We start from the raw sequence: 12,900 nt of genomic DNA, 5'->3' as shown, positions 1-12,900 counted from the left end.
AACTGATCAGGGCTTTTTTATTTATTTTTTAAATGGTAAGGCATATTTCAAGATACGACCTACAACCTGACCAAACTGTTTGGTCAAACTTGCGTTGTTATAGTTCAGACCATATTTTTTACATACAGCTTCAACTTTTGGAGCCATTTGGCGATAACGGCGCGCTGGAACATCAGGATATAAATGATGCTCAATCTGATGACTCAAATGTCCGCTTAAGATATGTAATGCTTCTGAACCTTTTAAGTTTGAAGAACCACGAATCTGGCGCATATACCAATGACCACGGCTTTCGTCCTGTAAAACAGACTTTGGAAATACTTCTGCATCTTTAGTAAAGTGACCACAGAAAATAATCGTAAACGTCCAAATATTACGAAGGCCATTCGCAACCAGATTGCCAGTAAATACAGGTAAAGCTGCTGGGCCTGCAATTAATGGGAAAAAAACGTAATCTTTGAAGAGCTGAGTACCAATCTTTTTATTCACTGGTTTTAACTCTTCTAAAAACTTTGCTTTGGTCTTACGTTTGTAGAGAACACGACCAATTTCAAGGTTCTGAATGGCTACACCCCATTGGAACAATAAGCAAAATGGAATGCTATAAACCGGTTGAAGCAAGAAACCTGGTTTCCAACGTTGCTCTGGGAATAAGCGAAGCAAACCATAACCAATGTCATCATCTATACCTTTAATGTTGGTATAAGTGTGATGTTTATAGTTATGAGTTTGACGCCAGTTATCAGAAGTACCAACGGTATCCCATTCGTAAGTTTGACCATTAAATTTAGGGTCATTCATCCAGTCATATTGGCCATGCATGACATTATGACCCAATTCCATGTTTTCCATAATTTTAGAAAAGCCTAACAGACCTGTTCCTAAAACCCATGCTGGCGGGAACCAACCTGCAAACAAGCATGCGCGCCCTAAAAAGCTGCTATAGCGAACCGCTGCATAGACGCGGCGGATATATTTTGCATCTTTCTCACCTAAATCATCCAATACTTCTTGTTTGATCTGATCGAGCTCTTTTGCAAATGCGTCAAGTTCTGCAGGCGTCAAATCTCGATTTTTAGGATTTTTAAAATATTCGACTTTCACTGGCATATTCATAAAAGTTCTCTCTTAAAGATCAATAACTAGATCGGATTGTGCTGAGTTCACACAAATTTTGAGTAATTGGCTTGGCTCTGTATTTTCACTACCATTGAGTAAGTTACGAGTAAAACCTTGAGCTTTGCTACAAACACACTTATTACAAATTCCCATACGGCAACCATGTGTTGGCTTAATGCCTTCATGTTCAAGACTGACCAAAATTGATTGGCCTTTTGGAATTGCAATGACCTTATTAGACTGGGTTAATGTGACATTTACATAACCAACTTCAGCCGTACTATCTTGAGTTAAGCTAAAAGCTTCTGTTAATACAGTCGGTGCTTTTTCAAAAAGCTGTTCCACTGTCGACACAAAACCTGAAGGCCCACACGCATATACGGTGCTGTTTTCTAAATCGTCTACTAATCCCAAATGCTCTGCATTTAAACGCTCATCATTTGGTGTTTCTTGTGTATAAAAAATCTGATAACTAAAATTTGGGAATTGCTGTGCAACTTGTTCAAAATATTCAATAAAAGCTGCATCTGAGCGTTGCTTTACCCAATATAAAAGTTGTACTTGAACTTTATCTAACTGCTGACTCTGTTTAATTGCAGTGATTAAGCTCAACATTGGTGTAATACCACTACCCGCAGCAAGCATAATTAATTTTGGTGTTTTGATATTTTGTTGCATCTCGCCATAAGGCTGACCAAGCTCAAAAACATCACCAATTTGGCTTTCAGTCATAAACCAGTTACTAACGATACCATCAGCCACTTTTTTAATCGTTAAACGTAAATGTTGTTCGTCAATTTGCGTCAAGCTATAAGTACGTTCATAACGACGTCCAGCAATTTCAACAATAACAGGATGATGTTGACCAGCAACACCAATTTTCACTAAACGGTTACATTTTAGTGTAAGACTCACCATGTCATGAGCGACAAATTCTTTTTTTACAATTTGAACAAGCCCATGTTTTACAGACCATAAAGGATTAACTTTTTGTAGCCAGAAGTTAGCCGTATCTCTATCAAAGATGGCTTGTGTCAATGAATTGAATAGAGAATTTCTCTTTTCGATTACGTGCATAGCTGGAGGCTCTATCGCTCTTTTTTAATTATTATACACATGTATATATATTTGTATATACACATGTACTTTTAATTACAATTTCACAATTTCACCTTCTTAAGGCTATAATCCTGACAGTTTATAAATATATTGAACAGCATGACCCAATCTTCACTTTCTCAGAGCCTAAATGACACACCTCGACAACAAGATGTCATTGAAATTAAAACAGCTACGCGTTCTGTAGGAAGAAAAGCGACGATTACTAAAGAAGAACTTTTTCAGGCTGCTCTGAATCTTATTGGTCCACAAAAAAGTATTGCTTCATTAAGTTTACGTGAAGTAGCACGAGAGGCCGGAATTGCGCCAAACAGTTTCTATCGACATTTTAAAGATATTGATGAGTTAGCGATTTCTTTAATTGATCGTGCTGGTATTGTCTTACGTAAAATTATTCGCCACGCTCGCCTACGCGCATCCTTACAAGAAAGTATTATTCGTAGTTCTGTCGATATTTTTCTTCAGCAGCTCGATGCTGATGAGGGTAACTTAAGTTTATTACTACGTGAAGGCTTTACAGGCTCTGCATCTTATAAAGCCGCAGTTGAACGTCAATTAAATTTCTTTCAACAAGAGCTGCAAGAAGATTTAATTCGGTTGGAGCGCTTAAATAACAACCACCTCTACCACCCTGAACTTGTTGCAAAAGCCATTACTCAACTTGTGTTTCACATGGGGGCAAAAGCGATTGACCTTCCTATTGAGCAAAGGTCAGAACTTGCCGAACAGACCATGATCATGATTCGAATGATTTTAGAGGGTGCACGTCATTTGGATGAAGCAAAAATTCGTTAAAATTATCTAAAGAATGGCTTGTTGATGAACAGGCCATTTTTACATCTAACTCCTCTATTTTCCAATAAAAATATAATTCACCGATTGAAGCGAATAGCTTGCGAGAGTATAAATAATTATTCCATTTGCTCTTTCTCCTATATTCCCAACGATCTCAGGGATCAACATGCAAAATTTGAATAATCGTCAAAGTCTGATTGCAAGCTACATTCTTATGGGCATCTTTTTGCTTTCGGTTATCCCATTACACCTATTAGCAAGTTTTTTTGCAGGCTTTCTTATTTATGAAATTATTATTAGCTTAAGCTCGGTTGTAGAACGTTATATTGATGGTCAAAGAGCCCGCATTTTTATTAGTATTTTATTAAGTATTGTCACTATTTCACTTATTGGTTTTTTCATTACAAGTCTGATTAGCTTTGTAGTTCATGATTTAAAAGGTGTAGGCATCCATAATATCAACAGCAAAGTCGATCAAACCCTACTACATTTACAAGCTGAAATTAGCAAATATCTTCCAGGCTATATTCCCGATAGCGTGACAGAACTAAAAGACGAAATCTTTGCGTTTATGAAAGATAACGTGACCATATTAAAAAATACCAGTTCCGATATTTTGCATAACTTCGTGACTATGGTGATGGGCCTCATTATCGGTATTTTGGTCGCTATACATGGTTTTCACCACCGTAAGCCCCAGCCTGTTTTTAAATCTCTTCTGATTCAACGTATTCAAAAATTATCAATTTCATTTAAAAATGTTGTTTTTGCACAAATAAAAATTTCAGCAATTAATACCCTGCTCTTTATTTTGTTTGCGTTTATTTTACTACCGCTTTGGGGAGTCCACCTTCCTTTTGCCAAAACTCTCACTATTTTGACCTTCATGTTTGGACTGATTCCAATTTTAGGTAATCTTATTTCCAACACATTAACGTTCATTGCCGCTCTTACTGTTTCACTCGGACTAGCAGGAGCAGCATTACTTTATCTCGTTCTCGTTCATAAACTTGAATATTTTATTAATGCTAAAATTATTGGCCATAAAATCAATGCAAATGCATGGGAGATTTTATTGGCAATGCTGGTATTTGAGTCAATTTTTGGCTTAGGCGGTTTAATCGCGGCTCCAATTTTTTATGCATATTTAAAACTAGAACTAAAAGATGCTGGTCTCATCTAATTCAAAATCGATCTATAAAAAAAGCGCCTAGAGGGCGCTTTTTTATTTAGAATTAATTATGGCTTAACCACAACTAATACTTGAATTGCTTCTGGTGTAACAGTTAAACCATCAAGCAAGCTCAAGCCTTCTTTTTGCAACTTTTGTAAGCGTTCAATTTCATCTTGACGAATACTTGGGTTGAACTGTTTTAGATAAGTTAAACGGTCAATTTCATATTGCCATTTATTACCATAGTGTTCTTTTGCTTGCTGCTGAAGCTGTGGCAAATCAACTTTCGCGATATCTAACGCTTGTTTATAACGTTCCTCAATGATATCACGGCGAGCTTTAACCACTTGACGACAGCTATTGCCATCTAAATGGTGTAAATATGGTTTTAAGATAGTCGGATCAATTTTCTCAGACAAATCTTGACCATTTTCGCTTAACAGTACACGAATAAGCTGCTTAGGCAAGCTCGATGGTAAGTTCAACGCCTTAGGTGCCACTACATCGACTTTAAACCACACTTCAATTAATACTGAACCCTGCTTTAACGCATTAGATTTGAGTACAGCAACATTGGTACTACCAAATGATTGTGTACGGATCATTTCCATTACACTTTCAATGAATGGATGCTCTAAAGTTAAATATTGAGCATCTTCACGAAGCTGTGCTTGATCGCGATAGAACGTTGCTGTCATGCCTTCTTCGTCTAGCGCTAAACCTTGCACTTGCATTTGGTCTGTTGGACGAATAATCACAGTACCGTTACTTTGCTCATCAAAGTCGATATTGGTTGATGACATGAAACGCTTCACAAACATCGGAAGCGTTGTGTTGTCATCATAATCTTCTAAAGCCTGAACAATCTCTTGCGCCACGATTGGACGACATGAGTTATATTCAAGTAAACGATCTCGCCCTGCTTGAAGTTCAGCTTCTAAGGCTTGACGTTGAACATTCACTTCTTCAAGCAAATCTTCAAATGTTTGGCCTTGGTCGGCAAGCAAACAATCTTTTAATTCAACAATAAAGTTTTCTTGCAACGTTTGTGCTGTTGGCGAAATATTGCTGAAAATATTAAGTGCTTCATTGTACCAACGGAACATACGTTCTTGAGCTGTTCCCACAAGATATGGCACATGAATCTGGATTCGGTTTTCTTGACCAATACGGTCTAGACGTCCGATACGTTGCTCTAAAACATCTGGGTTAGCTGGTAGATCAAATAAAATTAGATCACTGGCGAATTGGAAATTACGGCCTTCCGAACCAATTTCCGAACACAGTAGAATTTGTGCGCCATAGCTTTCTTCAGCAAAATAAGCAGCAGCTTGGTCACGTTCAAGTAAGCTCATGCCTTCATGGAACATGGCTGTACGGATGCCCGCATGCAAACGCAACACATTTTCTAAAGCTTCAACAACTGGCCCACTACGCGCAATTAAAAGCACTTTTTTATGCTTGAGATCTTTACGCAGAACTTCCATTACCCATAGCACACGTGGATCATTTTGCATCCATGAACCATCAAGATGTGCTTCTTCTGGCCACATTTGCTCACGCAGCTTTCCATCTTTTGACCAATCTTCTGGTGCTGGTAATGGTGCTGGCTGACAATCACGCCCAGGGAAACCTTGAATGGCTTCACGCGTATTACGGAATAAAATACGTCCAGTACCGTGACGGTCTAATAATTCGTGAATTGCTCTAAAGCGCTGTTCAGGCTGGTCTTCAATACTATGACCTAACAAGCCCTCTAAAGCAGATAAATGCTCAGGCGCTAAAGGCTGATCAGACATCAGCACTTCAGCAATTTTTGCAGTCTGCTGGTACTGAGTTTCTTCATCCAAGAAGCGCTCTAAACTACTAAAACGCTGCGGATCAAGTAAACGTAAACGTGCGAAATGACTTTCTACACCAAGCTGTTCAGGTGTTGCAGTAAGCAACAATACCCCAGCCGTATTTTCAGCTAGCTCTTCAATTAAATCGTAGCGGTCATTCCCGCCTTCTTCTTCGCTCCACATCAAATGATGTGCTTCATCGACCACGAGTAAATCAAACCCAGCTTCAATGGCTTGCTCGCGCAAATCATCATGGTCAACCATTAAGTCAACACTCGCAATAATACATTGCTCAGTTAAGAATGGATTGAGTTCTGGGTCATGTTCTTTAATAGATGCGGTACGTGTTAAATCGAACAGAGAAAATTGCAAATTAAAACGACGGCGCATTTCAATCATCCACTGATACTGTAGAGAATCAGGGACTAAAATAAGAATTCGTTCTGAGCGTCCGGTTTTAAGCTGTTGGTGGATGATTAAGCCAGCTTCAATTGTTTTACCCAAGCCCACTTCATCAGCAAGTAAAACACGAGGTGCAAAACGTTTACCAACTTCGTGTGCGATATAAAGCTGATGTGGAATTAAACCAACACGCGCTCCAACCATGCCACGTAGAGGGCTATTCTGCATTTGTGCTTGCATAAGCATCGCTTCAATACGCAGGTCATACCACTCTTTATAATCAACCTGACTTGCAAGCAAACGATCTAGAGGTTTCGACAACTGAATTTGCGCACCAATACGTGTTTCATTCAGCGCTTTACGATCTTGTTCACCATTTTCTAATGTACGAACAACGTTGTAACGCAAAACGCCATGTCGGTCTTCAACAGATTCAACAATCCACTTCTTGCCTTCTTGATCTTGAACTTCATCATTTGTGTTAAAGATGATACGAGATAGTGGAGCGTTATTACGTGCATATACACGTGTCTCATCACTTTTGGGGAATAAAATGCTGACAGATCTTTCATCTACATCAATAAGTACACCTAAACCGAGCTCAGTCTCTGTGTCTGATAGCCAACGTTGACCAATAGCATACTGCTGCAATTTTTCCACCTTTCTCTCAAGTTCGCACTACATATTGTACGATGCAAATTAGCTTATTTTTGCATCTTTTTATGTAGTCTTTAAAGCAAAATTTTGAAGCAAAAACCAATTAAATCGTTTTGCTACAAAAAATCACGCATTAAAATTTTTTACATTAAAACGGTACAGGACAGTCAAAAGTTAATGTTTCTGCTGTGACAGGATGATTAAAACTTAACTGTTTGGCATGCAAACACAAACGTGGAACAAGTTGCTGCTCCGGTGTTGCATACAGCGTGTCACCTACAATTGGATGCCCAAGATATTGCATGTGTACACGGAGTTGATGGGATCGACCCGTAATTGGTGTTAATTTCACACGCGTTACAGGTTGTCCCTGAATCTGAAAATTTTCTAGAACCTGCCAATGGGTTAAAGCAGGCTTATTGTGAGAAGCATCGACAATATGTAAAGGTGGTCGGCTTGGATCATAGATAACAGGAATATCTACAGTCCCCTCACCCTCTAAATGACCAGCAACTAGTGCTTCATATATTTTTGAAGTCTGACGGTCTTGGAATTGACGCGCAATCGCACTTTGACCACGCTTGGATAAACCAAAAACTAAAATACCGGAAGTGTCTCGATCTAGACGGTGAATGAGCAAAGTTTTAGGTTCAATCGCAACCAACCTTGTCAAAACGCTATCATGTAAATCACCCTTACCCGGAACACTCAAGATGTCCGAAGGTTTATGAATCACCATAAAATCATCATCACGATAGATCAGATGTTCACTTAGAAAATCACTCAAAGTTGTATTCCCAAGGTAAGATGAAAAACAAGCGGGCAATAATAAAAAGCTTACGTCCGAATTACAATGCCGTTCGGGTAAATTAACAGCATAATTTGCAAATATTATGGCGCACGTTGGGTCTATGGTGAGTCAATGCTTCAATAACTGCATAATATGTTGCAAGGTAGGTGCTTGCATCACCTCTTCAGCGCTCAGGCTTGCACCGTTCGCACGCCATAGGTCGACTAGATAATTCACAGCAGATTGATTTAATTCGTAGTTTCCTAGATCAATTTCAGGGTGAATTTCCATAGGGTGCCGTCCAATCTGTTCAGCAATTGCCAATAAAATTCCTTTATCCGACAGAATATATTCAGACGGCGCACTTAAAGACCATGAGCGCATTAAGGTCTGTGTATTTAAATGTTTTATATGGTCAAAACTTATCTTTTCAACCCATTGGATATGTTGCTCTAGATTAGCCGCCAAGATCGCATCATTTACAATAGCTACATAATCGGTAATAGATAAAACAAGCTGCATGACCTGTTTAAAAAGAGGTGACAAATTGCCTGCCATCACAACTTGGGCTTTACTATTTGATGACAGCCGCTGACCAAGCTGCAACATGGTTTGCTGAAGCTGAGATGCATCAATAAAAATAACTGGAATTTCGAGCGCCTGTGCTCTTTTACTTAGCAATTCTAAATGATCGGCTAGTGGCTGCCCTGCCCAATCCGGTAAAACTTTAAATTCATTTAGCCCAACCATCAACAAAATACTTTGCGTAGACTCAATCGGCCAATTTGAAGTATTTGCTGCTAATTGGATTTTTCGAGGTAAAGGATAAAACATTGTTCTCTACAAATAAAAAATAGCTCAAATTAAAAAGCCCGTTTTAAACGGGCCTTTTTGCTTACTTCATTTCAGCGAATGTTTCTTTTGCAGCCTGAATCGTATATTCGATATCTTCATCAGAATGAGCAGATGAAATAAAACCTGCTTCAAATGCTGACGGTGCCAAGTTTACACCACGCTTTAACATGCCATGGAAAAACTTTTTGAAAGCTTCAATATCACACGCCAACATAGAGTCGAAGCTTGTAATGTCTTCTTGATCGGTAAAATACAATCCGAACATTGCACCAGCTTGCTGAGTTTTAAATGGAATACCCACTTCATCAGCTGCTGCTTGTAAACCAGCAAGTAACTTTTCAAGTTGAGCTGATAAGTTACTGTAAAAGTCTGGTTGGCGAAGATGTTTGAACATCTCAATACCAGCACGCATAGCGAGTGGATTCCCAGATAAAGTACCTGCTTGGTATACGCCACCTAAAGGTGCGATGCATTCCATGATTTCGCGTTTACCGCCAAATGCACCTACGGGTAAGCCAGCACCAATAATTTTACCTAAGGTCGTTAAGTCTGGCTTAACGTTATAAACTGATTGAGCGCCACCTAATGCAACACGGAAACCTGTCATGACTTCATCAATAATAAAGACAGATTTATATTCATCACACACATCACGAATGGCTTGTAAGAAACCATCAATTGGTTTCACCATATTCATGTTACCTGCGACAGGTTCAATGATTACACCCGCAATCTCATGACCAAATTTAGCAAAACATTCTTTTAGTGCGGCAATATCGTTGTAAGGCAGCGTTAAAGTGTGTTTAGCAAAATCAACAGGAACACCTTTCGAAGTCGGTTCACCTTCACCTAAAGTGAGTAAACCTGAACCTGCTTTTACTAAAAGTGAGTCTGAGTGGCCATGGTAGCAACCTTCAAACTTCACAATTTTGTCACGACCCGTATAACCACGTGCTAAACGAATAGCCGTCATGGTCGCTTCTGTGCCAGAGTTAGTCATACGCACCAATTCAATTGATGGCATGATTTCACAGATAATATCTGCCAACGTTGTTTCGTGTACGGTCGGCGCACCAAAACTTAAACCATCTTCTGCGGCTGTTTGAACTGCCTTAATAATTTCTGGATGAGCATGACCCAAAATCATCGGTCCCCAAGAACCAACATAGTCAACATAGCGCTTACCATCTACATCCCACAAATATGCACCTTTCGCTTTCTCGATGAAAACAGGTGTTCCCCCAACGCCATTAAAGGCACGTACCGGAGAGTTCACACCACCTGGAATGTGTTTGCTGGCTTGTTTAAATAACTGTTCTTGCTTTGGAGATAAACTCATGGAAATGCTCGTCTTAAATATCTAAAAAATAATTTTGAAAGCTTAAGAAAATAATTGTGCCCACGCCTGTACACGGGCAGGAATTTCAGCAGTTGATCGGCCTAATATATCACTAATGACTGCACACAGGTCAGCCCCAGCCTCAATCACAGGTTTTGAGTTTTCAACAGTTAAGCCGCCAATAGCACAAATCGGTAGATCATATTGAGCTGCTGCCTGCTTAATCACTTCTATGCCAACATTACCTGCTTCAGGTTTTGTAGAGGTCGCATAGACAGCACCAAATGCAATATAAGTCGCTCCATCTGCAATCGCCTTTTGGGCAAGCTCTAGAGAGTTCAAGCAAGTACGACCAATAATGACATTATGTGGTAACTGAGATTTTGCATCTGTAATTTCACCGTCACTTTGCCCTAAATGCACACCTAAACCAAACTGAGCAGCCAGTTCTAGGTCATCATTAATCACAAAAGGAACCTGATATTTTTCACATAAAAGTTTGATCTGTTCAACTTCAGCAGGTTGGTTGGATTTTTCTATTTTTTTACGGCGGTACTGTAAAATTGCAACCTGTTTAGTTGCGAGCGCGACATCTAGTTTTTCTAATAATAATTGGATTGGGTCATCGTTGGTAATGAGATATAAACCGCGCATACTCTACTCTTGCTTTTAAAAACTTCGCTAGTATAACGGATTTATAGGTCATCATAAGTACCGATTGATGTGGGCTTACCAGTACCAATCGGTTTATTAAGAATAGAAATAAAAAATTAACTTGGAATTTTATCGTGTTTGCGATCAGTCAAACTCAAACGACCACGTGCAACATCCGACAACATTCGCCAATCAGAAATAAAGCTATAGAAAGGTTGCTTAAAACTCGCAGGTTTATTTTTTTCAAACACAAAATGTCCAACCCAAGCGTTTGCGTAACCCGCTACCAAACCATAGAGTACATATTTGGCTTGTTTTTTACGAATGGCTTTAGAAAAAAAGTATATGCCAATGCTACTACCCACCACATGTAAGCGTCTGCTCATGATGTTACGGTGTTCAGTTAAGTAAAAACGATAAAATTCCTGATAGTTTTTAATCGGTAATTCAAACTCTGGCTGAGCTTCATGGTTAAAGTTTATGGGTGCATTCACGATCATCTTCCTGATTTTTATTTGATCAAAACATCACCTGATTGTACACCTAAATAAAAGCTTGGCGTCATATGTTTGATTGTAACTTTCTCTATCAAAACCATTACTTTTAGTACTAAGCTATTATACTCATTCAAGATAGTTTAAATAACTGATTCAGGGAGATACATTATGGTTGAAGTTGAGCTTAAGTTTCAGTTACCTGAATCGAAGAAAAAATCTGTTCAACAATACTTAAAAAAGCATAAAGCACAGCAGATTCATCTACAGGCAAAATATTACGACACCCCCGATCGATTGCTTGCAAAAAATGGCATGGCGCTACGCTTGCGTAAAGAAAATGATCTTTGGGTTCAAACCTTTAAAGCTGCTGGTCAAAGCCATTTACACCGCGTTGAAGAAGAAATTTTTTTAGGCAAATGTGACCAAGAACCTGATTTAAACCTTGAGTTATATCAAGACAATAAAATAGTGACTGATTTACTTAATACAGCCCTAGGTAAAGAAGCTAAAAAATTAAGTTTGCAATTTGAGACTGATGTACAACGTACTTATCATGTCTTTGAAGCAGACAATACAGCGATTGAAGTTTGCCTTGATGACGGTGTAGTAAAAACTGCAACTGCTCAAAGCATAATTTGCGAAGTTGAATTTGAACTTAAACAAGGCGCAGTGAAAACACTTATTCAGTTTGCACAGCAATGGATTAATCGTTATACCCTTTGGCTCGATGTAAGAAGTAAAGCCGAGCGTGGTAATTTATTAGCGCTGGGGCAAGCTGCCTCACCCGCTGTTCATGCCAAAGCCCTGACATTAAATAAAGATATTACTGCTGAACAGGCCCTCAAAAAGATTGTAGAAAACTGTTTAGGACAATTTTTACCCAATATGGCTGCAATTGCCGATGGCGTTGCCGAAGCTGAACATATTCATCAGGCACGTGTAAGTTTGCGCCGTTTACGTAGCGCACTTAAACATTTTTCTAGCTGGTCAAACGAGGTAAATCCTCTTTGGGAAGAACAGATTGCTGAGCTTTTCCGTCAGCTTGGAGACACTCGTGATGAAGATGCTATTCGCACCGAAGTGTTACCAATCATTAAGCAACACGGTTCACCTGAGCTTTTACTACCCGTTTCGGCACAGCCATTAAAAGAGCTCTCAATACTCTTTACCTCTTCGGAAACGATTAAACTATTACTAGAATTATTAGCATTCGCCTACTCGGAAGAAGACTCAAAGTCCAAATCAGGTGGGTTAAAAAAACATATTAAAAAGAGTTTAGATAAGCTACATCATAAAGTGATCAGCAATGCTGAACATTTCTCTGAGCTTGAAGTCACCCAGCAGCACAAAATACGCAAGACAGCTAAGCAGTTACGTTATTGTGTTGAGTTTATTTCAAGTCTTTATTCTGACAAAAAAGTACAGCAATATTTAAAACAGCTACAACCTGTACAAAATACTTTAGGTCAATATAACGATTTATTTATTGCTGAAGGTATTTTCAATAAAGCTGTCGAAAATGACTCGTCTTTCTGGTTTGCATTAGGCTGGGTAAAAGCCAAACAGCCTCACTTACAAAAGCGGTCCGCCAAAGCTTTACAAACTTTTAGTCAGGCTGAAACTTTCTGGTAATTTATGAAAAGTCGCTGTAAACGTGC

At 39.0% G+C, this 12,900-nt stretch carries 11 protein-coding genes; 3 read left to right on the top strand and 8 right to left on the bottom strand.

The features are described from left to right. Positions 1-21: 21 nt before the first annotated feature. Positions 22-1,116, bottom strand: a complete 1,095-nt coding sequence (locus tag ACB088_RS02670; protein WP_375037928.1) for a fatty acid desaturase family protein — start codon at positions 1,114-1,116, stop codon at positions 22-24. 12 nt (positions 1,117-1,128) lie between these two features. Beyond that, positions 1,129-2,196, bottom strand: a complete 1,068-nt coding sequence (locus ACB088_RS02665) for a ferredoxin reductase (protein WP_375037927.1) — start codon at positions 2,194-2,196, stop codon at positions 1,129-1,131. A 141-nt stretch (positions 2,197-2,337) separates the two neighbouring features. On the opposite strand from ACB088_RS02665, the gene fabR reads away from it, so the two are divergent. Together fabR and ACB088_RS02655 are read left to right on the top strand one after the other, a co-directional pair. Beyond that, positions 2,338-3,033: an HTH-type transcriptional repressor FabR gene (fabR, locus tag ACB088_RS02660; RefSeq protein ID WP_004643599.1), complete on the top strand. Its 696-nt coding sequence runs from the start codon at positions 2,338-2,340 to the stop codon at positions 3,031-3,033. Between the two features lie 166 nt (positions 3,034-3,199). Then, positions 3,200-4,216 (top strand): AI-2E family transporter, encoded by a 1,017-nt coding sequence (locus ACB088_RS02655; protein ID WP_199990385.1) that lies wholly within the window; start codon positions 3,200-3,202, stop codon positions 4,214-4,216. A 56-nt stretch (positions 4,217-4,272) separates the two neighbouring features. Here the strand turns inward: ACB088_RS02655 and rapA are convergent, their stop codons facing one another. The 6 genes from rapA to ACB088_RS02625 all read right to left on the bottom strand — a co-directional run bounded on the left by rapA (position 4,273) and on the right by ACB088_RS02625 (position 11,245). After that, complete coding sequence (gene rapA, locus ACB088_RS02650; RefSeq protein WP_003650420.1) at positions 4,273-7,110, bottom strand: RNA polymerase-associated protein RapA; 2,838 nt, start codon at positions 7,108-7,110, stop codon at positions 4,273-4,275. Positions 7,111-7,255: 145 nt separating this feature from the next. Further along, a complete protein-coding gene (locus tag ACB088_RS02645) occupies positions 7,256-7,894 on the bottom strand; it encodes an RluA family pseudouridine synthase (RefSeq protein ID WP_003650418.1) in 639 nt (212 codons plus the stop codon). A 132-nt stretch (positions 7,895-8,026) separates the two neighbouring features. Beyond that, positions 8,027-8,731: an acyl carrier protein gene (locus ACB088_RS02640; protein ID WP_375037926.1), complete on the bottom strand. Its 705-nt coding sequence runs from the start codon at positions 8,729-8,731 to the stop codon at positions 8,027-8,029. Positions 8,732-8,792: 61 nt separating this feature from the next. Further along, positions 8,793-10,091, bottom strand: coding sequence for a glutamate-1-semialdehyde 2,1-aminomutase (gene hemL / locus ACB088_RS02635; RefSeq protein WP_375037925.1), 1,299 nt, complete (start codon positions 10,089-10,091; stop codon positions 8,793-8,795). 42 nt (positions 10,092-10,133) lie between these two features. Continuing rightward, positions 10,134-10,745, bottom strand: coding sequence for a thiamine phosphate synthase (gene thiE, locus ACB088_RS02630; protein WP_375037924.1), 612 nt, complete (start codon positions 10,743-10,745; stop codon positions 10,134-10,136). A 116-nt stretch (positions 10,746-10,861) separates the two neighbouring features. After that, positions 10,862-11,245 carry a DUF962 domain-containing protein gene (locus ACB088_RS02625; protein ID WP_017390055.1) on the bottom strand — a complete coding sequence of 128 codons (384 nt, stop codon included), beginning with the start codon at positions 11,243-11,245 and terminating at the stop codon, positions 10,862-10,864. A 165-nt stretch (positions 11,246-11,410) separates the two neighbouring features. Here ACB088_RS02625 and ACB088_RS02620 point away from each other — a divergent pair, with 165 nt between their 5' ends. Further along, positions 11,411-12,874, top strand: coding sequence for a CHAD domain-containing protein (locus ACB088_RS02620; RefSeq protein WP_375037923.1), 1,464 nt, complete (start codon positions 11,411-11,413; stop codon positions 12,872-12,874). The last annotated feature ends 26 nt before the right edge of the window (positions 12,875-12,900 follow it).

Origin of the sequence: Acinetobacter sp. RW6 (assembly GCF_041956835.1) — a bacterium.
Lineage (GTDB): Bacteria > Pseudomonadota > Gammaproteobacteria > Pseudomonadales > Moraxellaceae > Acinetobacter > Acinetobacter calcoaceticus.
The sequence above is the reverse complement of the archived record's forward strand: the minus strand, read 5'-3'. Positions and strand labels throughout refer to the sequence as shown.

Bases quoted from the DNA above. Each gene is read 5' to 3' on its own strand.
- ACB088_RS02665 (WP_375037927.1), bottom strand. From the start codon at position 2,196: ATGCACGTAATCGAAAAGAGAAATTCTCTATTCAATTCATTGACACAA.
- thiE (WP_375037924.1), bottom strand. From the start codon at position 10,745: ATGCGCGGTTTATATCTCATTACCAACGATGACCCAATCCAATTATTA.
- ACB088_RS02640 (WP_375037926.1), bottom strand. From the start codon at position 8,731: ATGTTTTATCCTTTACCTCGAAAAATCCAATTAGCAGCAAATACTTCA.
- fabR (WP_004643599.1), top strand. From the start codon at position 2,338: ATGACCCAATCTTCACTTTCTCAGAGCCTAAATGACACACCTCGACAA.
- ACB088_RS02620 (WP_375037923.1), top strand. From the start codon at position 11,411: ATGGTTGAAGTTGAGCTTAAGTTTCAGTTACCTGAATCGAAGAAAAAA.
- ACB088_RS02625 (WP_017390055.1), bottom strand. From the start codon at position 11,245: ATGATCGTGAATGCACCCATAAACTTTAACCATGAAGCTCAGCCAGAG.
- hemL (WP_375037925.1), bottom strand. From the start codon at position 10,091: ATGAGTTTATCTCCAAAGCAAGAACAGTTATTTAAACAAGCCAGCAAA.
- ACB088_RS02670 (WP_375037928.1), bottom strand. From the start codon at position 1,116: ATGAATATGCCAGTGAAAGTCGAATATTTTAAAAATCCTAAAAATCGA.
- ACB088_RS02655 (WP_199990385.1), top strand. From the start codon at position 3,200: ATGCAAAATTTGAATAATCGTCAAAGTCTGATTGCAAGCTACATTCTT.